Annotated in this window: 32 protein-coding genes and 1 tRNA gene; 30 read left to right on the forward strand and 3 right to left on the reverse strand. The window is 51.6% G+C overall.

Features of this window, described 5'->3' with window-relative positions; genetic code table 11:
• Window positions 1-106: 106 nt before the first annotated feature.
• The 16 genes from ruvB to xerD all read left to right on the forward strand — a co-directional run bounded on the left by ruvB (window position 107) and on the right by xerD (window position 11545).
• Window positions 107-1153, forward strand: a complete 1047-nt coding sequence (gene ruvB, locus ACT53G_RS11810; protein WP_194749828.1) for a Holliday junction branch migration DNA helicase RuvB — start codon at window positions 107-109, stop codon at window positions 1151-1153.
• A 1-nt stretch (window position 1154) separates the two neighbouring features.
• A complete protein-coding gene (gene ybgC, locus ACT53G_RS11815; protein ID WP_476169483.1) occupies window positions 1155-1550 on the forward strand; it encodes a tol-pal system-associated acyl-CoA thioesterase in 396 nt (131 codons plus the stop codon).
• On the forward strand, window positions 1547-2221 hold the full coding sequence (gene tolQ / locus ACT53G_RS11820; protein ID WP_194749830.1) for a protein TolQ: 675 nt from the start codon (window positions 1547-1549) through the stop codon (window positions 2219-2221). The genes ybgC and tolQ overlap by 4 nt, the downstream gene beginning before the upstream one ends.
• Before the next feature lie 11 nt (window positions 2222-2232).
• On the forward strand, window positions 2233-2625 hold the full coding sequence (locus ACT53G_RS11825; RefSeq protein ID WP_194749831.1) for an ExbD/TolR family protein: 393 nt from the start codon (window positions 2233-2235) through the stop codon (window positions 2623-2625).
• 21 nt (window positions 2626-2646) lie between these two features.
• Window positions 2647-3486: a cell envelope integrity protein TolA gene (gene tolA, locus ACT53G_RS11830; protein ID WP_476169484.1), complete on the forward strand. Its 840-nt coding sequence runs from the start codon at window positions 2647-2649 to the stop codon at window positions 3484-3486.
• A gap of 99 nt (window positions 3487-3585) precedes the next feature.
• Window positions 3586-4881, forward strand: a complete 1296-nt coding sequence (gene tolB / locus ACT53G_RS11835) for a Tol-Pal system beta propeller repeat protein TolB (protein WP_409934479.1) — start codon at window positions 3586-3588, stop codon at window positions 4879-4881.
• A gap of 61 nt (window positions 4882-4942) precedes the next feature.
• On the forward strand, window positions 4943-5494 hold the full coding sequence (pal, locus tag ACT53G_RS11840) for a peptidoglycan-associated lipoprotein Pal (protein ID WP_194749834.1): 552 nt from the start codon (window positions 4943-4945) through the stop codon (window positions 5492-5494).
• Window positions 5481-6344, forward strand: a complete 864-nt coding sequence (locus ACT53G_RS11845; RefSeq protein WP_275356505.1) for a YbgF trimerization domain-containing protein — start codon at window positions 5481-5483, stop codon at window positions 6342-6344. The genes pal and ACT53G_RS11845 overlap by 14 nt, the downstream gene beginning before the upstream one ends.
• A gap of 84 nt (window positions 6345-6428) precedes the next feature.
• Complete coding sequence (gene queE, locus ACT53G_RS11850) at window positions 6429-7070, forward strand: 7-carboxy-7-deazaguanine synthase QueE (RefSeq protein WP_338656300.1); 642 nt, start codon at window positions 6429-6431, stop codon at window positions 7068-7070.
• Window positions 7071-7072: 2 nt separating this feature from the next.
• A complete protein-coding gene (queC, locus tag ACT53G_RS11855) occupies window positions 7073-7771 on the forward strand; it encodes a 7-cyano-7-deazaguanine synthase QueC (protein ID WP_194749837.1) in 699 nt (232 codons plus the stop codon).
• A gap of 81 nt (window positions 7772-7852) precedes the next feature.
• Window positions 7853-8275 carry a 30S ribosomal protein S16 gene (rpsP, locus tag ACT53G_RS11860; RefSeq protein ID WP_194749838.1) on the forward strand — a complete coding sequence of 141 codons (423 nt, stop codon included), beginning with the start codon at window positions 7853-7855 and terminating at the stop codon, window positions 8273-8275.
• 37 nt (window positions 8276-8312) lie between these two features.
• Entirely contained in the window at window positions 8313-8849 is a 537-nt protein-coding gene (gene rimM, locus ACT53G_RS11865) for a ribosome maturation factor RimM (RefSeq protein ID WP_476169485.1), read from the forward strand.
• A gap of 18 nt (window positions 8850-8867) precedes the next feature.
• The gene (gene trmD, locus ACT53G_RS11870; protein ID WP_476169630.1) at window positions 8868-9617 is read left to right on the forward strand and encodes a tRNA (guanosine(37)-N1)-methyltransferase TrmD; all 750 of its coding nucleotides are present in this window, start codon (window positions 8868-8870) and stop codon (window positions 9615-9617) included.
• A gap of 33 nt (window positions 9618-9650) precedes the next feature.
• Complete coding sequence (gene rplS, locus ACT53G_RS11875; protein ID WP_194749841.1) at window positions 9651-10040, forward strand: 50S ribosomal protein L19; 390 nt, start codon at window positions 9651-9653, stop codon at window positions 10038-10040.
• Between the two features lie 104 nt (window positions 10041-10144).
• A complete protein-coding gene (locus tag ACT53G_RS11880) occupies window positions 10145-10621 on the forward strand; it encodes a methylated-DNA--[protein]-cysteine S-methyltransferase (protein ID WP_379073403.1) in 477 nt (158 codons plus the stop codon).
• 6 nt (window positions 10622-10627) lie between these two features.
• Window positions 10628-11545, forward strand: coding sequence for a site-specific tyrosine recombinase XerD (gene xerD, locus ACT53G_RS11885; protein WP_275356510.1), 918 nt, complete (start codon window positions 10628-10630; stop codon window positions 11543-11545).
• A gap of 793 nt (window positions 11546-12338) precedes the next feature.
• Here the strand turns inward: xerD and folB are convergent.
• Entirely contained in the window at window positions 12339-12689 is a 351-nt protein-coding gene (folB, locus tag ACT53G_RS11890) for a dihydroneopterin aldolase (RefSeq protein WP_194749139.1), read from the reverse strand.
• Between the two features lie 109 nt (window positions 12690-12798).
• Here folB and plsY point away from each other — a divergent pair, with 109 nt between their 5' ends.
• Window positions 12799-13410, forward strand: a complete 612-nt coding sequence (plsY, locus tag ACT53G_RS11895) for a glycerol-3-phosphate 1-O-acyltransferase PlsY (RefSeq protein WP_194749140.1) — start codon at window positions 12799-12801, stop codon at window positions 13408-13410.
• A gap of 109 nt (window positions 13411-13519) precedes the next feature.
• Here plsY and tsaD read toward each other — a convergent pair whose 3' ends face one another.
• The gene (tsaD, locus tag ACT53G_RS11900) at window positions 13520-14542 is read right to left on the reverse strand and encodes a tRNA (adenosine(37)-N6)-threonylcarbamoyltransferase complex transferase subunit TsaD (protein WP_313986360.1); all 1023 of its coding nucleotides are present in this window, start codon (window positions 14540-14542) and stop codon (window positions 13520-13522) included.
• Window positions 14543-14681: 139 nt separating this feature from the next.
• Between tsaD and rpsU the strand changes: the two genes are divergently transcribed.
• From rpsU to ACT53G_RS11925, 5 genes are all read left to right on the forward strand, one after another.
• On the forward strand, window positions 14682-14894 hold the full coding sequence (rpsU, locus tag ACT53G_RS11905; RefSeq protein WP_018987466.1) for a 30S ribosomal protein S21: 213 nt from the start codon (window positions 14682-14684) through the stop codon (window positions 14892-14894).
• 151 nt (window positions 14895-15045) lie between these two features.
• A complete protein-coding gene (locus ACT53G_RS11910) occupies window positions 15046-15489 on the forward strand; it encodes a GatB/YqeY domain-containing protein (RefSeq protein WP_194749142.1) in 444 nt (147 codons plus the stop codon).
• A gap of 78 nt (window positions 15490-15567) precedes the next feature.
• Window positions 15568-17307: a DNA primase gene (dnaG, locus tag ACT53G_RS11915; protein ID WP_476169486.1), complete on the forward strand. Its 1740-nt coding sequence runs from the start codon at window positions 15568-15570 to the stop codon at window positions 17305-17307.
• Between the two features lie 149 nt (window positions 17308-17456).
• Entirely contained in the window at window positions 17457-19406 is a 1950-nt protein-coding gene (gene rpoD / locus ACT53G_RS11920) for an RNA polymerase sigma factor RpoD (RefSeq protein WP_194749144.1), read from the forward strand.
• Between the two features lie 20 nt (window positions 19407-19426).
• Window positions 19427-19505: transfer RNA gene (locus tag ACT53G_RS11925), tRNA-Ile, on the forward strand.
• A gap of 276 nt (window positions 19506-19781) precedes the next feature.
• Here ACT53G_RS11925 and ACT53G_RS11930 read toward each other — a convergent pair.
• Window positions 19782-20495: a S24 family peptidase gene (locus ACT53G_RS11930; RefSeq protein WP_476169487.1), complete on the reverse strand. Its 714-nt coding sequence runs from the start codon at window positions 20493-20495 to the stop codon at window positions 19782-19784.
• Between the two features lie 195 nt (window positions 20496-20690).
• On the opposite strand from ACT53G_RS11930, the gene ACT53G_RS11935 reads away from it, so the two are divergent.
• The 8 genes from ACT53G_RS11935 (at window position 20691) to ACT53G_RS11970 (ending at window position 25718) form a co-directional block, all read left to right on the forward strand.
• On the forward strand, window positions 20691-21044 hold the full coding sequence (locus ACT53G_RS11935; protein WP_275356214.1) for a helix-turn-helix domain-containing protein: 354 nt from the start codon (window positions 20691-20693) through the stop codon (window positions 21042-21044).
• Window positions 21041-21469, forward strand: a complete 429-nt coding sequence (locus tag ACT53G_RS11940; RefSeq protein ID WP_476169488.1) for a hypothetical protein — start codon at window positions 21041-21043, stop codon at window positions 21467-21469. Before ACT53G_RS11935 ends, ACT53G_RS11940 begins: the two co-directional genes overlap by 4 nt.
• On the forward strand, window positions 21466-23496 hold the full coding sequence (locus ACT53G_RS11945; protein ID WP_476169489.1) for a transposase: 2031 nt from the start codon (window positions 21466-21468) through the stop codon (window positions 23494-23496). The genes ACT53G_RS11940 and ACT53G_RS11945 overlap by 4 nt, the downstream gene beginning before the upstream one ends.
• 62 nt (window positions 23497-23558) lie before the next feature.
• Window positions 23559-24275: an AAA family ATPase gene (locus ACT53G_RS11950; protein WP_476169490.1), complete on the forward strand. Its 717-nt coding sequence runs from the start codon at window positions 23559-23561 to the stop codon at window positions 24273-24275.
• Window positions 24276-24277: 2 nt separating this feature from the next.
• Window positions 24278-24490: a hypothetical protein gene (locus ACT53G_RS11955; protein WP_476169491.1), complete on the forward strand. Its 213-nt coding sequence runs from the start codon at window positions 24278-24280 to the stop codon at window positions 24488-24490.
• A complete protein-coding gene (locus ACT53G_RS11960) occupies window positions 24490-24906 on the forward strand; it encodes a hypothetical protein (RefSeq protein ID WP_275356219.1) in 417 nt (138 codons plus the stop codon). The genes ACT53G_RS11955 and ACT53G_RS11960 overlap by 1 nt, the downstream gene beginning before the upstream one ends.
• Entirely contained in the window at window positions 24903-25232 is a 330-nt protein-coding gene (locus ACT53G_RS11965) for a hypothetical protein (RefSeq protein ID WP_476169492.1), read from the forward strand. Before ACT53G_RS11960 ends, ACT53G_RS11965 begins: the two co-directional genes overlap by 4 nt.
• Before the next feature lie 198 nt (window positions 25233-25430).
• Entirely contained in the window at window positions 25431-25718 is a 288-nt protein-coding gene (locus tag ACT53G_RS11970; protein WP_476169493.1) for a hypothetical protein, read from the forward strand.
• The last annotated feature ends 2 nt before the right edge of the window (window positions 25719-25720 follow it).

The raw sequence follows: 25720 nt of genomic DNA on the forward strand, positions 1-25720 counted from the left end.
TGTAATAGTCATACGCTGCATGGTATGATGACAAAAATAACTGATTCAATCGCGGCATGAGGCCTTCATTGTTGAGTATTGCATTGCACTTCATCGCCCATCACCCATGATAGAAACCGATAGACTCGTCGCTCCCGCTACTGCCAGCACTCAAGAAGAAGCGCTTGAGCGTGCCTTGCGTCCCAAGCATCTGGATGAGTATGTGGGGCAGGAGAAGGCGCGCGGTCAACTCGAAATCTTTATTAATGCGGCCCGTGGCCGACAAGAGGCACTTGATCATGTGCTGCTGTTCGGCCCGCCTGGTCTGGGTAAAACCACGCTTGCTCACATTGTGGCTAAAGAGATGGGCGTGAACCTGCGCATGACCTCGGGCCCAGTGTTGGAGCGAGCCGGCGATCTGGCTGCATTGCTGACCAATCTTGAACCCAACGACGTCTTGTTTATTGACGAGATTCATCGCCTGAGCCCGGTGGTTGAGGAGATTTTGTATCCGGCCATGGAAGATTACCGACTCGATATCATGATCGGTGAAGGACCTGCAGCACGCAGTGTGCGACTGGATTTGCCGCCTTTTACGCTGGTGGGGGCGACCACGCGCGCGGGCATGTTGACCAACCCCTTGCGTGACCGCTTTGGCATTGTGGCGCGGCTGGAGTTTTACAGTCACGCCGAGCTCTCCAAGATTGTCATGCGGTCGGCCAACTTGCTCGAGGTTGAAATGCAAGCGGCCGGGGCACTGGAGATTGCCAGACGTTCACGCGGCACACCGCGGATTGCCAACCGCCTGCTACGCCGGGTTAGGGATTATGCGCAAGTCAAGTCGGATGGCATTGTGACCGATACGATTGCCGATGCCGCCTTGAAAATGCTGGATGTCGATCAGCAAGGGCTGGATGTGATGGATCGCAAGTTATTGCAGGCGGTGGTTGAAAAGTTTGGTGGCGGGCCAGTGGGACTGGACAATCTTGCCGCGGCCATTGGTGAAGAGCGTGACACCATAGAAGATGTGCTGGAGCCCTATCTGATTCAGCAAGGCTATCTGATGCGCACGCCGCGCGGACGCGTGGCCACGCAGTTGACTTACCAGCATTTTGGCTTGAAAGCGCCTGTCAGCATGGTGTCAGCCGATTTATGGCAAGATGCCGGGCAATAACATGGTTGAGTTTCCTGTGCGTGTGTATTACGAGGATACCGATGCCGGTGGTGTGGTCTATCACAGCCGCTACCTGAATTTTATGGAGCGTGCGCGCACCGAGTGGTTGCGGACTGCAGGCTTTGATCAAAGCGCGCTCAAGCAGCAAGAACAAGTGTTGTTTGTCGTCCACAGCATGCAGCTACAATTTAAAAAACCGGCCCGGCTGGATGACCAGTTGCGGGTGGTTTCGCAGTTGCTGGAGATGGGGCGTGGCAGTTTTAGCTGCCAGCAGCAGGTCATGCGTGGCGACACGATTTTAATTGAGGCACAGGTGAAAGTCGCCTGTGTTGATGCGGATTCATTTAAACCCACGGGTATTCCGGCCCGTATCAAAATTGCACTGGAGTCTTCATGAATGTAGCGAACGATATGTCGATTTTTACCCTGGTGAGCGGGGCCAGTTTGCCAGTTCAGCTGGTGATGCTGATTCTGCTGCTGACCTCACTCGCCTCCTGGTGGTATATCTTCATTAAGGTTTTTTCACTTAAGGCTGCCAACGAAAATGTGGATCAGTTTGAAGCGCAATTCTGGTCCGGCGGTGATTTGAACGAGCTGTACGAGCGCATCACGACTGGTCGCAAAACACCTCAAGGCATGGCCAGCATTTTTCAGGCCGGGTTAAAAGAATTTATCCGCTACAAGCAGCAAAAAGATACCGAAGTCAGTGATGTGATGGAGGCGACGCGGCGTGCCATGCGTGCAGCATATAACCGTGAACTGGATTATCTGGATGCGCACCTGCCATTCTTGGCTTCCGTAGGTTCAGTCAGTCCTTACATCGGCCTGTTCGGCACCGTATGGGGCATCATGAACGCCTTCCGTGGCTTGTCTAACGTTGCGCAGGCGACATTGAGCCAGGTTGCCCCTGGCATTGCCGAGGCGCTGGTGGCGACTGCGATCGGGTTGTTTGCCGCGATCCCAGCCGTGATTGCCTATAACCGCTTTGCCGCGGGCGTAGACCGCCTCTCTGTCCGTTACGAGAGCTTTATCGAAGAATTTACCAACATTTTGCAACGTAGAGCCTGATAGGAGCCGCGATGAGCAGAACGCGTAAACGTCGCATGATGAACCAGATTAACGTCGTCCCCTATATCGACGTCACGCTGGTGTTGCTGGTGATTTTTATGGTGACCGCGCCCATGACCAATCCCGGTATGGTGGAGTTGCCCAAAGTCGGGCAGGCGCTCAAGCAGAGTGGTGACCCGATTGTGATCACCGTGCAAAAAGAAGGCACTGTGATGATGGAAGGCAAAGAGATGCAGCGTGACGATATGCTGGCTTTGATTCGTCAGCGCCTGTCTGAGACACAAAAGCCGGTGGTGGTGTCTGCAGATAAAAACACGCCTTATGGTGAGGTGGTGTCCGTCATGGATTTGCTCAAACAGGCGCAGGTGAATCAAGTTGGTTTGCTGTTTCAGAATGAGAAATAACGGGCAGGTTGCTTAAAGCGCATGAAAGTCACTTACTCCCCACAAGATCAAGCGATACGCAAACGGGCAGCCATCTTATCCGTGCTCATGCACGTGTTGCTGTGCTTGGGCATGATCTTTATGGTTGACTGGAAAGCGGTCCACGTGACCCCCAGTGTGATGGAGGCGACCTTGTGGGATAGCTTGCCTAGTAAACAGCCTGCCAAGCCAGTGGAAAAGCCGGTAGAACCGACGCCACCACCGCCTGAACCCAAACCAGAACCGACACCGCCGCCCAAGCCGCCTGAGCCAGAACCTAAACCGCAACCCAAGCCTGAGCCTGCGCCTCAAGTCAAGCAAGCGGAACAAGAGGCGGAAATTGCACTCAAAAAGCAGGAGGAAGAGAAGAAGCGCCTGCTAGAAGAAGAGAAAAAGAAGGAACTTGAGCAGAAAAAGCAGGAAGAAAAACTGAAAAAAATTCAGGAAGCCTTGCGTAAACAAGAGGAAGAAGAAAAGCTGAAAAAAATTCAGGATGCGATGCGCCAGCAAGAGTTGGACGCACAGCAGTCGGCGGCGGCTGCAGCGGTTGATCCGTCTGTGCTCAGTTATTACATGGGCTTGATGAGCCGCAAAATCCGTAGCAATGTGAACCCCGGCTTGTGCCCTGTTTCTAACCCCGAGTTGCTGGTAGATATCCAGATGATGAATTCGGGAGATATTTCCGGCATGCCCAAGCTGGTGCGAGGGTCGGGCGATGCCATTTGTGATGATGCTGTGATCCGTGCCATTTTGGCGGCCAAGCCCTTCGATTTGCCGGATGATCCTGCGGCACGTAGAAAAATGGTAGATCAGATTCGCTTGAAGTTGAAGCCACGTGGCTAAGCAAGCAATGACGATGAAGCGGCTTTTCGTTATAATTCAGATATATAAGCAAACCAGATGAATAATATTGTCACCATGAAAACACACACACGAGGTTTGATGCACGCATTTGCTACGGCTATTTTTGCCGGATTCGTTGCGCTGCTGGCGGTTATCCCTGCCCATGCGGCACTAGAGCTTGAGATCAGTGGCGGTAGTGCCATTCAGATTCCAGTCGCGATTCTGCCGATGGCCGAGACAGACAATCCGCAAGCACAAAGCCGTTTGCATGAGATCATCAGTAACGACCTGCGTAGCAGTGGCATGTTCCGTATTATCAATACCAGCGGTATGCCAGCGTTGCCGACCAATGCTTCTCAAATCAAATATACCGACTGGACTGCGCTCAAGGCACAAGGCTTGAGCCTGGGTGAAGTGCAGTCAACAGGCAACGGCAATCTCAAGATCTCGGTGCAGGTGATGGATGTGTTGCGTCAAACGGCGTTGCTGCAACTGACGTATACCGTCTCTGCTAGTCAGTATCGCCATGTCGCGCACATGATTGCCGACCAGATTTATGAAAAGTTTACCGGTCAGCCCGGCGCCTTTGCCACGCGCATTGCTTACGTTACCAAAACAGGTAAGCGCTTTACGCTGCAAATTGCGGATTACGATGGCTACAATGCACAAACGCTGGTGTCTTCGAATGAGCCGATTATTTCACCGGCCTGGTCGCCAGATGGCACCAAAATGGCTTACGTCTCTTTTGAGAAGAAGAAACCAATTGTCTTTGTGCAGTCCTTGTATACGGGTGAGCGCAAGGTGGTGGCTAACTTCAAAGGGAATAACAGTGCCCCGGCCTGGTCGCCAGATGGTAGCAAATTGGCGGTGGTGTTGACCTATGGCGCCAACTCACAGATTTATACTATTGCTGCGGATGGTTCCAACTTGCAGCAAATAACCAAAAGCAGTGCGATTGATACCGAGCCAGCGTTCTCGCCTGATGGCCAGTTTATTTACTTCAGCTCAGACCGTGGCGGACGCCCTCAGATTTACAAGGTGCCTGCTTCTGGTGGCTCCCCTTCGCGCGTGACTTTTGAGGGTGGCTATAACGTGAGCCCGCGCTTTTCCCCCGATGGCAAGTATTTAACCTACATTCGCAATGACGGCGGTTCTTTTAAAGTAGCCGTTCAGGAGTTGGCGTCTGGCAATGTCAAACTGCTGAGCAATGGTTCGCAAGATGAGTCGCCGAGCTTTGCCCCGAACGCACGTACCATCATGTATGCCACCCGGGTGGGCGGCAAAGGTACCTTGGCGACAGTGACCGTGGATGGCCTGGTCAGGCAGCGTCTGTCTGAGGCCGGCGGTGATATTCGTGAGCCCGCCTGGGGTCCTGCACAAGCTTCAGCCAAGTAGTCGTAACAATTATCGTCTTTTTGGTTAATTTTATTCAGTCAATCATTTTTAAGGAGAAAGTATGAACAAGAGTATTTGGACAATTGCAGCACTGGCATTAGTGCTAACCGCTTGTAAAAGCACCCCGATGAACCCAGCCAAGGTTGAAGATTCCAGCGTGACTCGCCCAATGGCAAAACAAAACGGCAATGGTAATGATGGCTCTGCAAACACAGACAAAATCAATATCAAAACCGTTGATGTGGATACCAGCAAAGACGAGTTGAGTGCCGCTGAATTGGCCAAGCGTCAGGTATTCTTTGACTACGACAGCGACGCGATTCGTGAAGAGTACAAGAGCCTGATCGCTAACCACGCCAAATACCTGATCGCCCACCCACAAACTAAAGTGGTACTGCAGGGTAACACCGACGAGCGTGGCACACACGAGTACAACCTGGCATTGGGTCAGCGTCGTTCCGTGGCTGTGAAAAATGCGCTGAACGTATTGGGCGTGAGCGATAGCCAGATCGAAACTGTGAGCTACGGTGAAGAGCGTGCGAAACAAAACTGCGCGGATGACGGTTGCTTCCAGCAAGACCGCCGCGTAGACATCGTTTATGCAGGTCAGTAATTTGCGATACGCTGCGGTATTGATGGCCCTTGGCTTGACGGTGTCTACCGTCAGCCAGGCGGCTTTATTCGATGATACTGAAGCCAGAAAGCGTATTCTTGAGCTCGAAACCAAGCAGGGTGCAGATTATGATGCACAGCAAAAAGCCATCACAGACCTGACGCGCACCCAGCAATCGCTGGACAGACGCGTGCAAAGTCTGGAAATGCTGATCAACGGCAAGGGTTTGCTGGACATGCAGAATCAGCTGGAGCAGCTCCGTCAGGATGTGGCGCAACTGAAGGGTGATCTTGAAGTGGTGACACATCAGCTTGAGGATATGCGTACCAAGCAGAATGCGGCTTATACCGATCTGGATACGCGTGTGCGCAAGCTGGAAACCTTGGCACAATCAGTGACAAATGGTCAAGGCTTACCTGTCGCAGGCGCGAGTGGCACGACTGGCGATGTAAAAGCTGATGTTTCCCAGCAGGAAACCAGCGCGTTTGCCGAGGCAGAGTCGCTCAACCAGGCAGGCAAGTACAAAGAGGCCTTTAATGCCTATGATGCGTTCCTGAAGACTTACTCTAATAGCAAGCTGGTGCCAGATGCCATGTACGGCATGGGATATACCCAGTTTGCATTGAAGAGCTACAAATCTTCTGCTGCCACACAGCAGAAGTTTCTGGAGAGTTATGCGACGCATCCCTTGGCACCGAATGCCATGCTCAATCTGGCGAATAGTCAGATTCAGTTGGGGCAGATTCCGGCCGCCAAAAAGACCTTGAAGGATCTCATTGCGGCCTATCCATCGGCTGAAGTGACACCTAGCGCGCAAAAACGCTTGAAAGTGCTCGAAACGATCAAATAGCAGATTTTCGTTATTGAAATGACCTTATTTCAGCGATAATAGCGGGCAGATAGCAATATCTGCCCGTTTACTTTTAGTTTCCCCATGACCACACTCAAAATTTTCGAGATTTTTTACTCCCTGCAGGGCGAGAGCTCACGTGTCGGGCTGCCTACGATTTTTATCCGCTTGACCGGCTGCCCATTGCGTTGTGGTTATTGTGATACAGAGTATGCGTTTAAAGGCGGCAGCAATATGACGCTGGATGACATCATGCAGCAGATTGCAGCCTACGATACCCGTTACGTCTGCGTGACCGGCGGCGAGCCGCTGGCGCAAAAGGGCTGTATTGAATTGCTGACCAGGCTGGGCGATGCTGGCTATCAAGTGTCTTTGGAGACCAGTGGTGCCATGGATATCGCCGAGGTCGATTCACGCGTGAAAGTCATTATGGACATCAAAACGCCGGGGTCGGGTGAAGTAGAAAAAAACCGCTGGGAAAACTTGCCTTTGCTGAAAGCCGGTGATGAAGTGAAATGGGTGATTTGCAGCCGGGAAGATTATGACTGGGCCAAATTGATGTTACAGACCCGGGCATTTCCGGCCGATTGCGATCAGTTATTTTCGCCTAGCTTTCATGAGGTCAGTGGTGAAACTTTAGCCAGCTGGATTTTGCAAGATCACCTCAAGGTGCGTATGCAGCTTCAATTACATAAAATTCTCTGGGGCGAGAAACAAGGAGTATAAGCGTGACAGCAGCAAACCCTAAGGCGGTGATTTTATTATCCGGCGGCCTGGACTCAAGTACGGTATTGGCAATTGCCAAATCGCAAGGCTATGACTGTTATTGCCTGAGTCTGGATTATCATCAGCGCCATAATGTCGAGCTGCAGGCCGCCCAACGCGTTGCGGCAGCCTTGGGGGCAGCCGAGCATAAAACCGTACAGCTGGATTTGTCCTTGTTTGGTGGTTCGGCACTCACTGACAATGCGATCGCCGTCCCTGAGCAAGAGACGCAGGGCATTCCTGTCACTTACGTGCCGGCACGCAATACGATTATGCTATCCTTGTCCCTGGCCTGGGCCGAGGTGTTACAGGCGCGGGATATTTTTATCGGCGTCAATGCGCTGGATTATTCCGGCTACCCTGATTGTCGTGGTGAATATGTCAAAGCCTTCCAGCAAATGGCCAATCTGGCCACTAAAGCTGCGGTAGAGGGGCAAACCATTACCGTGCATGCACCGTTGATCGATATGACCAAGGCTGACATTATCCGCACCGGCCATGCGCTGGGGGTGGATTATGGCTTAACCGTTTCTTGTTATCAGGCCGATGGTCAAGGCGCCGCGTGTGGCGTGTGTGACTCCTGCCGCTTCCGCAAAGCGGGATTTATACAAGCGGGCGTGGCTGATCCGACGCTGTACAGGAATGCATCGTCAGGTGAGTGAAAAAGACTTGCCACTGTTTTAAAAAATCAAGTATAATCCGCGCCTTTCTGCAAAGAAATTCATTTTTAAGAGAACAAGATTATGGTCGTTATTCGTTTATCACGTGGTGGCTCCAAAAAGAACCCGTTTTACAGCGTTGTTGTGGCAGATTCCCGCAACCGTCGTGACGGTCGTTTTATCGAGCGCGTTGGTTTCTACAATCCATCTGCACGCGCTGGCGCTGAAGGCCTGCGTATTGATGAAGCACGTACACAATACTGGGTTGAGAACGGTGCACAACTGTCCGACACCGTAGCACGTCTGGTTAAATTCCACGCTAAAGGCGTTGAAGGCATGGCTGCTGCTAAAGCGAAAGAAGTTGCTAAAGCTGAAGCTGCCAAAGAGAAAGCCATTGCTGCTGCCGCTGCAGAAGCCGCTGCCAAGGCTAAAGCAGAAGCCGACGCTGCTGCTGCAGAAGCTGCCGCCGCACAAGCAGCTGCCGCTGAAGCGCCAGCTGCTGAGTAATTGTTTCAACGCCTGAATACAGATGGCGTTTGAGAACATGGTTGTGATGGGGCGCATTGTCGCCCCATATGGCGTTTATGGCTGGGTAAAAGTCTTGCCTGATACTGAGTATCTGGATGGCCTGCTGGACTACGAAGCCTGGTGGATCGGTAAAGCGCCGAATTGGCGTGAAACGACGGTAGAGCAAGCCAAAATCCATAACGATGTGTTGCTGATCAAGTTGTCAGGGGTGGGCGATAGAGATGCCGCCTTTGCGCTCAAAGGTCAGCAAATTGCTGTACCGCGTGAAGCCTTGCCCGAGACAGAAGAGGGCGAGTATTACTGGTCTGATCTGATTGGTTTGCAAGTCAGCAATACTGAAGGCGTGGATTTCGGCAAGATTACGCAAGTGCTGGAAACCGGCGCGAACGATGTCCTGGTTGTGCGTGAAAACCAGCCGACACAGGTCAAAGGCAAGGATGGCAAACTGCGCGAAGAGTATCGCGAGCGTTTGATCCCGTTTACCAGTGACGCTGTGCCAGAGGTGGATATCCAGGCGGGTACCGTGCTTGTGGAGTGGGATGCCGATTTTTAAAAGAAAGCGCAGCTCATGATGCAGATTGAAGTGATCAGTTTGTTTCCTGAGATGTTTGCAGCACTGACGGAATACGGGATTACTAGTCGTGCCAAACAGCGTGGCTTGTATCAGTTAACCCTGACCAATCCGCGCCAATATACGCAGGATGTGCATCACACCGTTGATGACCGGCCGTATGGTGGTGGACCAGGCATGGTGATGCTTGCGGAGCCCTTGGCACATGCCATTGGCGAAGCCAAAGCACGCTTAAGTGCGAAAGAAATAACGCCCAGGGTGATCCACTTATCGCCACGGGGCAAACCGCTGACACACGAAAAAGTGATGCAGCTCAAAGCATTACCGGGGCTGGTGCTGTTAGCCAGCCGCTATGAAGGCGTAGACCAGCGCGTGCTGGATACCTTGGTGGATGAAGAACTCTCCATCGGCGATTATGTGTTAAGTGGCGGTGAGTTGCCTGCCATGGTGTTGCTGGATGCCATCATCCGCCAATTGCCTGGGGCACTTGGCGATGCTGATTCGGCGCAGGAAGATTCATTTGTGAATGGCCTGCTCGACTATCCGCACTACACGCGCCCGGAAGAGTTTGCAGGATTAAAGGTGCCCGACGTATTGTTGTCCGGGCACCATGAAAAGATTAGACAATGGCGATTACAACAATCGCTGCTGCTAACAAGGGCTAAACGCCCGGATTTATTGGCTGAAAGGCCGTTGACGAAAGAAGAGGCTAGGCTACTTAAAGACGTTGCATCAAAAGGCGTCGAGTAGGAACGAGTCACTTTACAATTAAAAGGAACCGACATGGCAGACATTATCAAAATGTTAGAGCAAGAAGAAATTGCTCGTTTAAACAAAGCTATCCCTGACTTCGCGCCAGGTGACACCGTGGTTGTAGGTGTAAACGTGGTTGAAGGTAACCGTAAACGGGTGCAGGCTTACGAAGGCGTTGTAATCGCCAAGCGTAACAGAGGTCTGAACTCCTCTTTCATCGTGCGTAAAATCTCTTCAGGTGAAGGCGTTGAGCGTACATTCCAGACTTACTCCCCACTGATCGCTTCTATCGAAGTGAAACGCCGTGGTGACGTGCGTCGCGCTAAACTGTACTACTTGCGTGAGCGTTCAGGTAAATCTGCACGTATTAAAGAGAAACTGGTTGCTCGCGAAAAAGACATCGCAGCAGACAACTCTTAATTCAAGCGTTGCAGCAAAAAGCCCTTCAGTTGAAGGGCTTTTTTATTGCCATATTCTAATGATCGTTGGTTGCACCCGGGCCAAGATTACAGTTAAATAGGCGCATGAACAGTCTTGATGATGAACTCGATGCATTGGTGCCTGCGCCCTTTGGCTTTGTTGGTGTGCGTAGCGATGAGGCCGGTGAGCGGCTGCAGTTCTTGCTACATGCATTGCCCGTCAAAGCCAGCCCCAATCCGCGTGCGCAAGCCGTGGCCGATCAAGTCGCCACTTATCTTGAAAATCCGCATATGGTCTGGCAACCTATTCACTCTACTCTGGGCACGGCTTTTCAGCAACGCGTCTGGCAGGCCATGCGTGCGATCCCTGTCGGTGAAACCTGGACTTACAGCCAGTTGGCGGCAGCGGTTGACTCTGGCCCACGTGCCGTGGCTAATGCCTGCGGTGCCAATCCTTTGCCCTTGTTTAATCCCTGTCACCGGGTGGTTGCCAGCCATGGGCTGGGCGGATTTATGCAAGGCTTAGACGGTGGTTTGGAGATTAAACGCTGGCTGCTCGCCCATGAGCAAGGCCACAAATAAACGCCGATGCAGCAAAAAGCGCATTCTTTGACCGAGGCGGCAGCATTTCCTGAAATCGATACCTTTATCGATCAGCTCTGGCTGGAAGATGGCTTGTCGCCCAATACCTTATCCAGCTACCGCAATGATTTAAAAGGTTTTGCCGAGTGGTGCAGGCAGCACACCCATACTTTGTGGGAGGTGCAGTCGCATGATGTGCAAGCATATCTTGCCCATCGTTTCCCGCAAGTGAAGGTGCGGAGTATTAACCGCCTGATAGCCACCTTGCGCCGTTTTTACCGGTACGCGCTGGCCGCCAATCTGATTCAGCAAGACCCTACCTTGCATATCGAAGCGCCCAAAATGCCTAGGTCACTGCCAAAAACGCTGAGTGAGTCGCAGGTGGAAGATTTGCTCAATGCCCCGGATGTGAATGTGCCGCTTGGTATGCGAGACCGTGCCATGCTGGAACTGCTCTATGCCAGCGGATTGCGTGTCTCAGAGCTGGTGAATATCAAAATCAGCGAAGTGAGTACGCAAGATGGCGTGGTGCGCGTCACCGGTAAAGGCAGCAAAACGCGCCTGGTGCCCATGGGCCAGGAAGCGGCCGAGTGGATAGACCGTTACTTGGCAAGCGCCCGCGCAGAAATTTTAAAAGGCAGTCTGAGTGACGCGGTATTTGTCACCACACGTGGCGATGCCATGACGCGGCATGCGTTCTGGCACATTATCCAGCGTTATGCCTTGCAGGCGGGGATTTCACAGCATATCAGCCCGCATGTGTTGCGCCATGCGTTTGCCACGCATTTGCTCAATCATGGCGCGGATTTACGCGTGGTGCAGATGTTGCTTGGGCATGCGGATATTTCGACGACGCAGATTTATACGCATGTGGCGAGGGAGCGGTTGCAGCAGCTGCATAAGGTGCATCACCCGAGGGGGTAGAATTTTGTCGCATTGTATTGGCTAGAAAGGCAGGGTTTCGCAGAGCATACTCCGCCTAAGTAATGGCTGAATTATGCAGAACCAGTGCATCTTGCAACAAGTTGTCATTCCGGCGGAGGCCGGAATCCAGGTCAGGTTAATACTAAACTTGACACAATCGAAGAGAGAGTACTGAACCTGCTGCGAGTATTTGTAGATATTTCCTCGGAGATCCACCTTTTTCTTTCGCCTCTAGGCGAGTTACTTTTCTTTGCTTGCACAAAGATAAAGTAACCAAAAGAAAGTGCACCCCAGCTTCCGCTTGTTTCCTGTGCTACTCGTCTTGCCGGGCGCCCATCGAAACTCGCCCTGACAAGCCACATACTTCGTGGCTTGTTGCGGAACTCGGACAGCCGATGGCCGAAGACTCCCGGCAACCCTGCGTTGCTCGGCGCGGCAGATGGGGACCCCGAACACCATGCGACCGCAACCATTTATGGAATTAATGAAATAATTGTTGTTTTTCAACCGTCCAAATTTCAACGATGGAACTTTGGTGAGATAAATCCCATTCCATCACGCTGAGTAGCGGAAACAAAGTAAGGAAGAAGGGAGCGACTGTCTGAGCTCCGCGGCAGCTTGCGGTGTGTGCAAGCTGCTAGGGCGAGTTTCGTGACCGCTTACTTTGTTGAGCAACGCAAGGCAGCCGAAGGCCGTGATGGCTGGGTGCCGTCTTCTTTGGTTACTTTCTGTGGGGCAAGCAACAGAAAGTAACTCGCCTAAAGGCGAAAAAGCTTTAAGCTTTCAGGGGGAGTTAAGCGGTCCGAGAAATAACAATTCCTAGCGCCTTCAACCCCGGCAATATCCCCGGCTTACTTACCTTCAACTTCACATTCTGCGCTTTAAATTCCTGCAAAATCAGCTGGCACACATGTTCACCCAAGGCCTCAACCAGTTTAAAGCTATGCTCGGCTAATGTTTCGCGAATGCGGGCGACTACCTGACCATAATCAATCGTGTCTTCAATCGCGTCACTGAGGCAGGCTTTACTAAAGTCGTAGCCGATTTCAATATCCAGAATCACAGTTTGTGGCACGGTGCGCTCCCATTCTGGCACGCCCAGTTTGGTTTGCACTTTGACTTGTTCGAGAAAAATTGTGTCCATGAATCTGTGTCCTTTTATTTCCGCGCAGGCTGGAATCCAGTATGATTCGGCATCATACAACATCGTGCAGTGGCTGGCTAAGCGGCTGCATTTCAGTGGAATTAAGCGCATGAACGAAATTGGTTTTGATATTGAAGCATTGGTGTGGATCGCTGCGGCTTACCTGATAGGCTCGATTGCTTTTGGCATTATTATCAGCAAGCTGTACCGCCTGCCAGATCCACGCACCGTGGGGAGTGGCAATATCGGCGCGACCAATGTGGCGCGCAGTGGTAAAAAATCTGCTGCCATTTTGACCTTGCTGGGCGATGCGTTCAAAGGCTGGTTGCCCACTTGGTTGGCACTGCAGGCAGGCATGTTGATGGACGTGGTTGCACTGGTGGGGTTGGCGGTGTTTATTGGTCACTTGTACCCGATTTATCATAAATTCAAAGGTGGCAAAGGTGTGGCGACGGCATTGGGTGTGATGATTGCCTTTTCGGGTTGGCTGGCGTTGAGTGTGGTTGCCGTCTGGCTGGCGGTGTTTTTAATCAGCCGCATTTCTTCGTTGTCTGCGCTTGTCGCTGCCGTATTGGCACCGTTGATTGCCTGGCAGTTTCTGTCACCTTATCCGGTGTATGTGGCGGTGGTCGTGGTGATGTCCGCGTTTTTGATTATTCGTCATCAATCGAATATTGAAAAACTGTTGGCCGGCACTGAAAGCCGTTTTGGAAAGAAATAGCTAACTGCCGATAAACCCAGATATGAAAACTGGGAAGATCGTTTTGTGAGTCTTTTTTAGATTTTATCGGCGGTAGAAATACAGCCCAGCAACGCCCTTTAGCAGGCAATCACTGAGGGGCTTTGAGCTCAGCCAAATCCCAACGTGGGCGGATGCTAAAGCTGTAATCCTGCTTGCCTGGCTGCATGGCGTGCAGGCGCATCGCACCGGCAAAGGCAATCATGGCGCCGTTATCGGTGCAGAATTCTAGGCGTGGATAATTGACGCTGATACCACGTTTGGCGGCGGCTTCATTGAGCCGGGTACGCAGGCGTTTGTTGGCGCCTACGCCGCCAGACACCACCAGTCGTTTGAGTTTGGTCTGTTTGAGTGCCTTCAGGCATTTGTGCACCAGAATCTCGGTGACGGATTCTTGAAATTCCCAGGCAATATCTTTAATTGTTTCTTCATTCAATTCTGGCTGGTTGTTCACAAGCGTCAACACGGCCGTTTTCAGGCCGCTAAAGCTGAAGTTTAAATCCGGGCTGTTGAGCATGGGACGCGGCAGTTGAAACTGTGGCTTGCCCTGATCGGCCAGTTTAGACACCGCTGGGCCGCCGGGATAGCCCAGGCCCAAGAGTTTCGCCGTTTTATCAAAGGCTTCGCCAGCCGCATCGTCCAGCGTGTCACCTAATAGTTCATATTGGCCAATGCCATCCACGCGCATGAGTTGGCTATGTCCGCCCGAGACCAGCAAGGCGACAAACGGGAAGGCGGGTGGGTTTTCTTCGAGCATGGGCGCCAGTAGATGGCCTTCCAGGTGATGCACTCCCACAGACGGGACATTCAGGGCCATGGCCAGCGATTGTGCAATGCTGGTGCCCACCAGCAAGGCACCCGCCAGGCCGGGGCCTTGCGTGTAAGCGATGCCTTCGAGGTCTTGCAGGGTTTTATCTGCTTGCGCCAGAACTTGCTGCGTGAGTGGGAGTGCGCGGCGGATATGGTCACGGGAGGCCAGCTCCGGCACGACGCCACCATAGGCTGCATGCATATCGATTTGCGAGTGCAAGGCGTGCGCCAGCAACCCACGGCGCGTGTCATATAATGCCACTCCGGTTTCGTCACAAGAAGACTCGATACCCAATACCAACATCTAAGATAAGTCTCGCATACGTTTTTTTGCAGAAAGGATTGATAAATCCAAATAAGCGCGATAGAATACGCGGTTTTCAGTGCTGCATCAATCCGCAAGCACCATTGTCTAACCAAATATTTGAAGGATAGGGAATTACATGACCGCTATTCGTGTGAAAGAGAACGAACCGTTTGACGTTGCAATGCGCCGTTTCAAGCGTTTGATTGAGAAAACCGGTTTGTTGAACGACTTGCGTGCTCGCGAGTTCTACGAGAAGCCAACTTGGGAGCGTAAGCGTAAAGCAGCTGCCGCGGTGAAGCGTCAGTACCGTCGTCTGCGCAACCAACAGTTGCCTACCAAACTCTACTAATTTTTTAAGTAGATGTGCAGATCGGGTAAGTCATCCCTTGGCTACCCGGTTTGAAAAAACAAATATGCGAAGGTTGTGGATTTCCGCAACCTTTAGCTGTTTTTAAAGCATACGCTTTAACGTCCTTCTTTAATTGAGAATAATCCCCGCTATGAGCCTGAAAGCACAAATCTCTGAAGATATGAAAACCGCGATGCGGGCGAAAGACATGCCCAAGCTGGGCGTGATTCGTTTGTTGCAAGCCGCCATCAAGCAGCGCGAGGTGGATGAGCGTATTGAGTTGGACGATGATGCCGTGATTGCCGCCATTGAGAAAATGCTCAAGCAGCGTCGTGATTCGATTGCTGCATTTGAAGGCGCTAACCGCATGGATTTGGCTGATCAGGAAAAATTTGAAGTCACCGTGTTGCAGGCTTATTTGCCTGCCCAGTTGAGCGAAGAAGAAATCAATGCGGTGATCGCCAAAGTGATTGCTGAAACTGGTGCAGCGGGTGCCAAGGATATGGGTAAAGTGGTGGGTGCAGTGAAACCATTGGTCGCCGGTAAGGCAGATATGGCGAAAGTGTCTGGCTTGATCAAGGTGGCCTTGGGATAGTGTGTTTTTGCAGGCATTGAGTCAGGGGCGCATTTGCGCCCTTTGTTTTTTTGACCCGCATCAGCGATACTTGCATTTATGATCCCGGAAAGTTTTATTCAAGAACTGCTTAATCGCGTAGATATTGTCGATGTCATCGACAAGTCTGTTCCGCTGAAAAAAGCCGGGGCCAATTATTCAGCCTGTTGCCCGTTTCATAACGAAAAATCCCCCAGTTTTACCGTGAGTCCGACCAAGCAGTTTTACCATTGCTTTGGCTGTGGCGCGCATGGTTCGGCCTTGAGTTTTTTGATGGAATATAACGGCTTGAGCTTTGTCGAGGCCGTGCATGATCTCGCCAAGCAAGTTGGCATGATCGTGCCGCAGGAGCAGCGTGATCCCAACCAGCCTGCACCAACATCTAAAGCCGTGCTACTCAGTTTGCAAGAGACCTTGCAGCAGGCCGCCAATTATTACAAAGCCGAGTTAAAAAAATCACCGCGGGCGATTGATTACCTGAAAGCACGCGGCTTAAGCGGGCAGGTCGCGGCAAAATTCCAGATTGGCTATGCGCCAGCCGGGTGGCAAAATTTGCAAACCGTTTTTCCGCAATATGATGCCGAGCCGCTGGAAACTGCCGGGCTGGTGGTGCAAAACGAGCAGGGTCGTCGCTACGATCGTTTCCGTGACCGCATCATGTTCCCTATCCATAACCAAAAAGGGGAAGTCATCGGCTTTGGGGGGCGTGTAATTAACCCTGAAGACAGTCCCAAATATTACAACTCGCCGGAAACGCCCGTGTTTCAAAAAGGGCACGAGTTGTATGGCTTGTTTATGGCGCGCCGCGCCATCCGCGATGCGGGGCGGGTGTTGGTGGTAGAAGGATATATGGATGTGGTGGCGCTGGCGCAGTATGGCATTGAATATGCCGTCGCGGCGTTGGGCACGGCAACTACGCCTTTTCATATTGCCAAGCTGATGCGGCAAACCGATGAAATCGTTTTCAGTTTTGATGGCGATAAAGCCGGGCGGACTGCGGCCTGGCGCGCGGTGATGAATGCCTTGCCTGCCATTAAAGATGGCCTCAAGTTGCGGTTTTTATTCTTGCCTGCCGAGCATGACCCCGATAGCTTTGTGCGCGAGTTTGGCAAAGAAGCCTTTGAGGCCGAGATGAATCAGGCCATGCCATTGTCGCAATATATTATTCAGCATTTAAGTGAGCGTAACCCGCTGGCCTCGCAAGAGGATAAAGTGCAATTCTTGAATGACGCTGAGCCCATCCTCAAACAAATTCAGGCGCCGCGTTATGCCATGCTGTTGCGTAAAAAGGTCGCCGAGATGACCGGCCTGGCGCAAGGCGAAATGCAACGCATGCTGAAATTGCCAAATACCGCCAAAGCCAAGGAAAAAGCCGTGCGTCAACGCTCGCGTACGCCGTTATCTTTGCATCTGCGTTTGGCGTTGATGTTGCTTATGCGGCCACAATGGGCGCAGGCCGCGCTACTCGAGCAGGTGGCGGGTGAGAGCGATGAGGCGCAGATGTTGCGCGTGGTGTTGAAGGCAGCGATTGCCAAGCCTGAGTCTCGTCCTGTGGTGCTGTTGCAGATGATTGCGCCCTATATTTCTGAGTCGCTACGACACCAATTGCAGCGCGAGTTGTCTTTGTTGGATGAAAGCCTGGACTTTACGCTTGAATTTGAGGGGGCATGTACCCAATTATCAGACATGGCGGTCACTGCACGTGAAAATTCCCTGTTGGGGCAGTTAACTGAAAAGCCATTTTCAATGTTGTCTGAAGCAGAGCGTGAAGCCTTGCGGCAATTAACCAGCAAGCGCTAGTCGGTAATTCCCTAAAAACCGTGAGGGCATGCTTAAAAAACGTGCAAAAATCTGGTAAAATAGAGGGTTTCCCGTAATGTTAAATCGAGTGATGTGCCTGCAGCGTTTGCCAGCACTCGGCATCAATCATTTTAGAGGTGGAATCGGCCATGGCCAGACCCAAAGCAGATAAAAGTTTAGACAAAGAACTCGGAATCAACGAAGTCGAAACACACAAAGACCCCGCCACCCAGGCAATGGATGCCGAGGCACGTCGTACACGCCTCAAAACCCTGATTGTATTAGGTAAAGAGCGCGGTTACCTGACCTACGCCGAAATTAATGACCACCTGCCGGATGATGTACAAGACTCCGAGCAGATCGAGAGCATTATCGGCATGATCAACGACATGGGCATCCAGGTATATGAAGAAGCCCCGGACGCCGAAGTGTTGCTTATGTCTGATGCACCCCCTGCCGTGACAGATGAAGATGCCGCTGAAGAAGCCGAACAGGCATTGGCCACGGTTGATTCAGAGTTTGGTCGTACCACTGACCCGGTGCGTATGTACATGCGTGAAATGGGGACGGTAGACCTGTTGACGCGTGAAGGCGAGATTGAGATCGCCAAGCGTATTGAGGACGGCCTCAAGCATATGGTGCAGGCGATTGCCGCCTGTCCAACCACCATCGCCCAATTGCTGGAGATGGTGGACAAAGTCGAAAAAGACGAAATGAGCGTGGATGAGCTGGTCGATGGTTTGATCGACAGCGACCTCGGTCTGGATGACGCCTTGGCCGTGGCGGATGCTGAAGAAGAGGAAGCCGCCGACGAGGAAGACGAAGACGAGGACGAAGACAGCGATGCCAAAGCATCTGCGCTTTCGGCCGAGGCCTTGGCAAAACTCAAAGAAGAGGTCCTGTCACGCTTTGCCGTGATTCGTGCCGCCAATACCAAAATGAACAATATCCGCGAGGCTAAAGGTACCAACGATGCCGAGTACAAGACTTTGCATCAGCAAGTGCTCGACGAGCTGACTGCTTTCCGCTTTTCTGCCAAACAGGTTGAAGCTCTGTGCGACCAAGTGCGTAACATGGTCGAAGAAGTGCGTACGCACGAACGCAAAATCATGGATTTCTGCGTAGAAAAAGCCAATATGCCACGCCAGCAATTCATCAAGAGCTTTGTTGGCAACGAAATCAACCTCAACTGGCTGGATGACGAGCTGGCAGGTAAACCTGCCTACGGTGAGCGTTTAGAGCGTTTTAGACACTCTATTCTGGACCAGCAAGAGCGGTTGCAAAACCTGCAAATCCGCGTCGGCTTGCCAATTAAAGAGTTGCGTGAAATCAACAAGCAAATGACCACCGGCGAAGCACGTGCCCGTCGCGCCAAACGCGAAATGATCGAGGCCAACCTGCGTCTTGTGATCTCTATTGCTAAAAAATACACCAACCGTGGCTTGCAGTTCCTTGATCTTATCCAGGAAGGTAACATCGGCCTGATGAAAGCCGTGGATAAGTTTGAATACCGCCGTGGTTACAAATTCTCTACCTATGCCACTTGGTGGATTCGCCAAGCGATTACGCGTTCTATCGCTGACCAGGCACGTACCATCCGTATCCCGGTGCACATGATCGAAACCATCAACAAGATGAACCGTATCAGCCGCCAGATCCTGCAAGAAACTGGCCTCGAGCCTGATCCGGCCACCCTGGCTGAAAAAATGGATATGCCGGAAGAAAAAATCCGCAAAATCCTCAAAATCAGCAAAGAGCCGATCTCAATGGAAACGCCGATTGGTGATGACGAAGACAGCCACTTGGGCGACTTTATTGAAGACAACACCACACTGGCCCCAATGGACGCAGCGGTGTACGCCAGCCTGCGTGATGCCACCAGTGAAGTGCTGGAATCACTGACCCCACGTGAAGCCAAAGTGCTGCGTATGCGCTTTGGTATTGAAATGAACACCGACCACACGCTGGAAGAAGTCGGCAAACAGTTTGATGTCACCCGCGAACGTATCCGCCAGATTGAAGCTAAGGCCCTGCGTAAATTACGTCACCCGACACGTTCGGAACGCCTGCGCAGCTTCTTAGAAAACGGTCAGGATTAGTTTATAATCCCACGCTTTCCGGCCCCTTAGCTCATGCTTGGTTAGAGCAGCGGACTCATAATCCGTTGGTGCTGTGTTCGACTCACAGAGGGGCCACCAATAGAATCAAGGGCTTAGGTTGAATCCTAAGCCCTTTTCTTATTGTACTATGCGTAGAAGATACGCATTCGGTACAGCTGAGAGTCATTATGTTTTTTCATCAACATTATGTGAGGGGGTGGGTTATTTGGTATACGGGATTAAACGGGAAAATTTGGGCCAAAGTGGGATGGAATAAGGCTTACAGCGATATTTTATCAAAATAGAATTTGGCGCAAAAATTATCAGGAATTGAGCAAAACAGATAAATTTTGCACTTTTATTGGTACAAAACCGTTAAATTTCAAACCAACCAAACTTTAACGGGATTACTCGGCCTATCACACGGAAATGTGAGGCTTCATCAGCTGAGTATATTTCAGGCGGGAACCCTTCCTTTTCATTATCGCTTTTGACGATAATTGAGCCATCCAAATTAAGCTTGATGCGCTTAAACCTTAGATTCTCCCCTTGTTGGATGCAATAGATCGCATCATCAATAAAGCTGCTGCAGGCAGTGTCTACCATTACCTGGTCACCATGAGATAGTGTTGGCTTCATGCTGTCGCCGTGGACAGTGATTAATTTGACGTGTTTATGATCCAGGCCAATGTAGCGGCGCCAATCGGCCGCATTCACTTTAAGCTGCAATATTAATTGATCTGTAGGGGTTAACTGGCCATGTCCAGCTGCAGCGCGCACCTCAACGTAGTTATCAATATACAAATCAACAGGCATTTGCTTTGCAACAGGCTTTGTAGGCTCGTTAGCTGGATCTCTTAGCCTATATTCGGCCTTATTTTCGACGTTAGAAGAATCGTCTTGAGGCGATAGCCACCAATCTGCAGGCATGCCCGTGGCTTGAATAAGCATATTTAAGCTGTTCTTGCCTGGCGTCCTATCGTTCTTTATCCACTCATGCACGGTTTGCTTAGCCAAGCCATGCCTTTCAGCCCATTTTTGGACTGTCTCTTCACCAATCAATTCAAGCAATTTTCGTGAAATACCCACGTCCGAGTTCCTTTCGTAAAGTCGGACGTTTAACTCGGACGTTGTTTTTGCGTCCAAGTTAAACAATAACGCATATAAATCAATACGTTACGAATCCTGTAATAAAAACATCAAAAAACTTAACTCGGACGTATTGACAGCCGAGTTTTGACGCGTTAAAGTTCGGACATGTCAAAAACGAATGTGATATTAAACATGCCAAAAAAACCAGCCTCATCAGACTGGCATCCTGCCGATGTGATCGCCGCATTTAAAAAACGTGGCACATCCATTACGCGTGTGGCGCGTGAGCTTGGTATGTGCGACTCATATCTGAGGCAGGCATTAGTCAGGCCATACCCAAAAGCCGAGCGCGTACTTGCAGAGCAGCTGGGCGTGACTCCGCAAAGCATTTGGCCTAGCCGCTATCACGCCAATGGCACGCCAAAAAGCGGACGTGGCGAGCGCGGAATTGGCCGCCACCATAGCTATTACGCAAAAAAGAATGATACAGGCGTTACAAACAAAAGCAATGTAAAAGGGTTAACGGGGGTTAAACAAGCCGCATGAAAAAACTCGACTTAAAGACTGGCGATTTATTTGAGGTACCGCAAGCAGTGGCACCGATAGCTGGTGTTTTAGCTTGCCGTGCGCAGATTGCTAATGTGATGAGCGATGCCCTTAAAGGGTGTGATCGTTATCAAGTAGCCATGCAAATGAGCAAGCTACTCGGGCGTGATATCAGTAAGCACATGCTTGATGCCTACACAGCCGAGAGTCGTGAAGAGCATATGCCGCCGATTGATACAGCGATTGCTTTTGATATGGCGACCGAAGGCATGAGCATCTTGAATTTTTATGCGCAGATGTTGGGCGCACGTCTGGTTGTTGGCCGTGAGAATCTTAACTGGCAGCTGGGCAAGCTTGAGCACATGCGCGAAGAGTTGGCTAAGCAAATCAAGCAAGTCAGGCAAGCATTGGGTGAGCAGTCATGAACTTAAAAGACTGGTACACAGCACTTGAGATTGCAGAAATGAAGCTGCCAGAGTTGCCAACATCTGACCGGCGTATGCGTGAAAAAGCCGAGCGTGAAAACTGGCCATCACGTAAGCGTTCTGGTCGCGGTGGTGGCATGGAATACCAGCCACCAAAAGCAGTCATCAAGCTGATCAGCGACAAAGTACTTGGTGCAGTTGTCGCAGGCACAATAAAACCAGCTACCACGGCTGTGGCCAGCACTTTAAACCAGATGCCATCAGTGCGCGATGCAAGATATACGTCGACCGGCGCAGTAGTGATCGCTGGACTTAATCGGAAAGCCAGAAATGACGCTGACCTGACCACCAAAGAGCGTGAGCGCCGTGATGCCAGCATCGTGTTATGCAAAGCCATAGATGCAGGCATGGTGAGCAGCCAAAAAAGCGCACGTAAGGTGATCATGGCCTTGGCCGAAGGCATTTTCAGGGGAGAGGCGCCGCAAGAGATTGTTGATGCCGCCAATATTACCTACACCAAACCGCGTGCCGGTGGCCAAACTTATGATGCGCTGGTTTCACGGCTTCAAAAGATGTATACGGCCTACGATAAAGGCCGCTTGCAGGGCGATGTGAGCATGTATCTGGTACCTGGCCAGCGTCAGGAGGAGCAGTACCCGCCTTACCTGATCAAAGCCTTTTTAATCCACTTCTGCCACCCAAACCGCCCGCCTGTGATGACTGCATGGCGTAACAGCGCGGCATGGTTTGAGGCAAACGGCCTAGAGCAGCCAGCAGTCGACACCTTTTACCGCATTGAAAAACGGCTCCCTGTCACCGTGAAATATCGTGGCCGTGTCACCGGCAGCGAATGGCGCAGCCTGCTGCCATACGTAGCCCGTGATGTGAGCATGTTTAAAGCCAACGATATCTGGGTTGGCGATGGCCATAGCTTTAAAGCCAAGATTCAGCACCCGATACATGGACGTCCATTTGTGCCAGAGGTGACTGTGATCCTGGACTGGGTAAGCCGCAAGATCGTCGGCTGGTCTGTCGACATGGCAGAGAGCTGCGTCGCAGTGAGTGCAGCGCTACGTGATGCCATGTTGCGCACAGGTGCGCGGCCTTTGGTTTATTACTCGGATAACGGCTCTGGCCAGACGGCAAAGCGGCTTGATCACCCCGTACATGGTTCACTTGGCCGACTCGGTATCGCGCATGAAACCGGCATCCCGGGTAACCCTCAGGGGCGCGGAATCATTGAGCGTATCTGGGGAAGCACACTGATTGAGTTGGCCAGAACATACCCAACCTTTCAGGGCGGCAGCGGCGATGAAAACACAATAAACCGCATGCTTAAAGACCTGAACAAGAAAGAACCAAAAACCATTTTGCCGCGCTGGGACGACTTCTTGATCGATCTGGAGCTGTGTATCGAGGATTACAACCAGCGCGAACACAGCATGATTAAAAACACACCCAATGCTGAGTACGCACAAAAGCTGGATCCTGACAGCCTGGATGTAGGGGTTAGCCAGGATGAAATTGCAAGCTTGTGGATGCCGCAAGAGGAGCGCGTGCCGGATCGCGGTGTCATCCGCCTGATTAATTATCAATATGCCATGCCGCAGCTGGTCAATCTACTGGCTGAAGGTGAGCGCGTCATCGTGCGGTTTGATATTCACCGCGCCGCCAAAGTATGGGTATTCCGCCTTGATGGCCGCTACCTGGGCGAGGCGCTATGGGATGGCCATAAAGTCGACGCATTCCCTAAACCAATGATCGATCACCTGCGAGCAGAGCGCGTAGAGCGCAAAGTGATTGCCCTGCAGAAAAAAGCCCGGGATGCCCAGCAAGAACTCGGCAACACGGTCGACAGCGAAGCAACAGAAGTATTCGTTATCCCGCCACAGGCCAAGCCTGAACCACTGGAAGTACTGCAGATTAAGCCTAAAGCGAAAGAGGCTGAAATGTCCTACCTGGACGTGCAACGCATGATCTACCAGCAGGGAAACAACGACGACACAGATGAGGTGGCCGCAGGTTAGCTATCAACTAACCAACGGCCTTTTTGTAGCACTAGAGCAAAACTAGTAAGGAGAGTGTAGCAATGCGTAAACAATTTGTACAGACGGCAAACTATGGAGTGTTTCAAGCAGCTGTGGCTGCAGTTGAAAACTCAGGCAGCGATGAAGCCAGGATCATGCTTTTAAGTGGTGAGCCAGGGTGCGGAAAAACAGCAGCGGTCGACCGATTTGGTAGTGAAGTCAATGCGGTTTACATGCGCGGATCCCCAGACATGAACACCACTTTTATCGGTGATTATCTGGCCGATCGGCTGGGCGTTAAAGAAACCCGCAAGTATCAAAAATATAACGCCATTTTGAACAAGCTGGCTGATAACAACACATCGATCATCTTGGATGAAGCCCAGCATGCGGCCAAGGGTGGCGCAAAACCACTCGAATACCTGCGCGGCCTGGCTGAAGAGACTGGTGTCATGTTGGTGTTGGTATGCCACACCACTGAAAAGAATCTGTTTACAGCCGCAAAAATGGCCCACATCAATACGCGGATCACGGCCAAGCCAGAGTTTAAACCGGCTGACTTTGACAACTGCAAACTCTACATGCAAACCCTTTGTGAGGTTGAGTTGGAGGATGCCGTCATCAAGCGGGCACTTGAACAGTCTTGTGGCCGGTACCGTATTTTAAACAGCGCCATTAAAACACTGGAAGGCCTGGCTAGAGTCAATAAAACCGATGTCATCACCGGTGAAATGGTCCAGAAATTACGCCTGTGCGAGGACGTAGGGAGGACTCTGTAATCATGAAACGTCAGATCACAGCAGATAGATTTAACGCTCAGGTACCAGTGGGTACCCGTGTCAAATTCCACCCGATTATTGGTCGACCAGACTACATCTATACCACTACCAGATCCGAAGCATGGGATATGTGCGGGGCCGTGATTGTAAAGGTTGAGGGCCGTGCCGGTGGCGTGGATGTTGAGGCAATCGAAATGATTGAGGAGCAGGCCTGATGCTTGAAAACCGCAAACGTGCAATTGAAACCAGCCCACGCCGCCGCATGAACTCTGGTGGTCTGCGTGCCAAGGCATGGTGGGTCATGCGCAACCGTAAAAGCGCCACGCTTGAGAGCCTGCTTAATACGCTGGCTGACGGGAGTCAGAAAGATGCCGAGAGCAACTTGCGCAAGTACTTAAACGCGCTGGCTAGGGCTGGCATTTTAAAAGTTGAGACCCGCCGCCAGCCAGGTAAGGCACTTACCAGCAATGGGCATCACCGTTATAGCCTGGTTATTGATTGCGGAGTTTCTGCGCCAGTTTGGCGCAAGAGCCTTAACCAGGTGTATTGCCCTGACACTGCCAAGGTTTATGAAATTGAACAAGCTACAGGACCCATGAAGGCAGTATCACCGAAAGGCGGTACCCAATGAATTTATATGTCATGGGAGAGGTATACGCCTGGGCAAAACAGTTTGCCTTAGACAACAGCACGCAAGCACTGGCTGACCTTACAGCGGGCAAATACAACCGCAGCACGATGAGCCTGTATCTCAATGGCAAATATCCTGCAGGTGTTGAAAAGATCGAGGCGGTGTTGCGCCCGCTGATGACTCGCCGCGCCTGCCCATTTTTAAACAAACAGATCACTGCAGACGACTGCAAAAGCCGCCAGAGCCGCCCAATGCCGCACGCACGTAAGGGCGCCATGTTTCAGCACTACCAGGCTTGCCAGAGCTGCGCACATAAGGAGAGCTGAAATGCAACAAGTTGAAATGCACAGGTTTGATGTATCAGTCACAGCGGTAACCACAGGCATGCCATCACGCACGTGCCGCATGGAGGTCATTGCACCCAATTGGGCAGATGCAGCGTCTGTCAGCATGAAGCGGATTGGCCCTGCTGATCGTGTGTGCGTGATTGTCAATCCACAAAAGGTAAAAAAGGAGAACGCATCATGAAAGGTTTTAAAGCTGGAATGGTGGCAGTGATTGGTTTTTTTGGTCTTTGCTCAATCGCTAACTACGTCACAGAACAAGGCAGTCGTGTAGAGATTAAAAGCAACCTCGACGCAGGCATCCTCAACTGCCTGCCTCGCGATGTCTCCGAGCAGACCGTGTTCACCATAGAGCGCCGCAAAGAAGGCGGCGAGTACTTGAGCTGCGAACGCCACAAGCGCGTGGTGTATGCCCAGGCCAGTAAAGGTAAGCCTTATCGGCTGCACCTTGCGATGGGAGACAAATAATC

Source organism: Methylophilus sp. DMC18 (genome assembly GCF_056314005.1).

Coding starts and splice junctions, on each gene's coding strand:
- ACT53G_RS11965 (WP_476169492.1), top strand. CDS start 24,903: ATGAATTTATATGTCATGGGAGAGGTATACGCCTGGGCAAAACAGTTT.
- dnaG (WP_476169486.1), top strand. CDS start 15,568: ATGATCCCGGAAAGTTTTATTCAAGAACTGCTTAATCGCGTAGATATT.
- rpoD (WP_194749144.1), top strand. CDS start 17,457: ATGGCCAGACCCAAAGCAGATAAAAGTTTAGACAAAGAACTCGGAATC.
- rplS (WP_194749841.1), top strand. CDS start 9,651: ATGGCAGACATTATCAAAATGTTAGAGCAAGAAGAAATTGCTCGTTTA.
- ybgC (WP_476169483.1), top strand. CDS start 1,155: ATGGTTGAGTTTCCTGTGCGTGTGTATTACGAGGATACCGATGCCGGT.
- ACT53G_RS11970 (WP_476169493.1), top strand. CDS start 25,431: ATGAAAGGTTTTAAAGCTGGAATGGTGGCAGTGATTGGTTTTTTTGGT.
- rpsP (WP_194749838.1), top strand. CDS start 7,853: ATGGTCGTTATTCGTTTATCACGTGGTGGCTCCAAAAAGAACCCGTTT.
- ruvB (WP_194749828.1), top strand. CDS start 107: ATGATAGAAACCGATAGACTCGTCGCTCCCGCTACTGCCAGCACTCAA.
- ACT53G_RS11945 (WP_476169489.1), top strand. CDS start 21,466: ATGAACTTAAAAGACTGGTACACAGCACTTGAGATTGCAGAAATGAAG.
- plsY (WP_194749140.1), top strand. CDS start 12,799: ATGAACGAAATTGGTTTTGATATTGAAGCATTGGTGTGGATCGCTGCG.
- queE (WP_338656300.1), top strand. CDS start 6,429: ATGACCACACTCAAAATTTTCGAGATTTTTTACTCCCTGCAGGGCGAG.
- ACT53G_RS11880 (WP_379073403.1), top strand. CDS start 10,145: ATGAACAGTCTTGATGATGAACTCGATGCATTGGTGCCTGCGCCCTTT.
- tolQ (WP_194749830.1), top strand. CDS start 1,547: ATGAATGTAGCGAACGATATGTCGATTTTTACCCTGGTGAGCGGGGCC.
- rpsU (WP_018987466.1), top strand. CDS start 14,682: ATGACCGCTATTCGTGTGAAAGAGAACGAACCGTTTGACGTTGCAATG.
- tsaD (WP_313986360.1), bottom strand. CDS start 14,542: ATGTTGGTATTGGGTATCGAGTCTTCTTGTGACGAAACCGGAGTGGCA.
- pal (WP_194749834.1), top strand. CDS start 4,943: ATGAACAAGAGTATTTGGACAATTGCAGCACTGGCATTAGTGCTAACC.
- ACT53G_RS11950 (WP_476169490.1), top strand. CDS start 23,559: ATGCGTAAACAATTTGTACAGACGGCAAACTATGGAGTGTTTCAAGCA.
- trmD (WP_476169630.1), top strand. CDS start 8,868: ATGCAGATTGAAGTGATCAGTTTGTTTCCTGAGATGTTTGCAGCACTG.
- tolB (WP_409934479.1), top strand. CDS start 3,586: ATGCACGCATTTGCTACGGCTATTTTTGCCGGATTCGTTGCGCTGCTG.
- tolA (WP_476169484.1), top strand. CDS start 2,647: ATGAAAGTCACTTACTCCCCACAAGATCAAGCGATACGCAAACGGGCA.
- xerD (WP_275356510.1), top strand. CDS start 10,628: ATGCAGCAAAAAGCGCATTCTTTGACCGAGGCGGCAGCATTTCCTGAA.
- ACT53G_RS11960 (WP_275356219.1), top strand. CDS start 24,490: ATGCTTGAAAACCGCAAACGTGCAATTGAAACCAGCCCACGCCGCCGC.
- ACT53G_RS11935 (WP_275356214.1), top strand. CDS start 20,691: ATGCCAAAAAAACCAGCCTCATCAGACTGGCATCCTGCCGATGTGATC.
- ACT53G_RS11940 (WP_476169488.1), top strand. CDS start 21,041: ATGAAAAAACTCGACTTAAAGACTGGCGATTTATTTGAGGTACCGCAA.
- ACT53G_RS11955 (WP_476169491.1), top strand. CDS start 24,278: ATGAAACGTCAGATCACAGCAGATAGATTTAACGCTCAGGTACCAGTG.
- rimM (WP_476169485.1), top strand. CDS start 8,313: ATGGTTGTGATGGGGCGCATTGTCGCCCCATATGGCGTTTATGGCTGG.
- ACT53G_RS11825 (WP_194749831.1), top strand. CDS start 2,233: ATGAGCAGAACGCGTAAACGTCGCATGATGAACCAGATTAACGTCGTC.
- ACT53G_RS11910 (WP_194749142.1), top strand. CDS start 15,046: ATGAGCCTGAAAGCACAAATCTCTGAAGATATGAAAACCGCGATGCGG.
- ACT53G_RS11845 (WP_275356505.1), top strand. CDS start 5,481: ATGCAGGTCAGTAATTTGCGATACGCTGCGGTATTGATGGCCCTTGGC.
- folB (WP_194749139.1), bottom strand. CDS start 12,689: ATGGACACAATTTTTCTCGAACAAGTCAAAGTGCAAACCAAACTGGGC.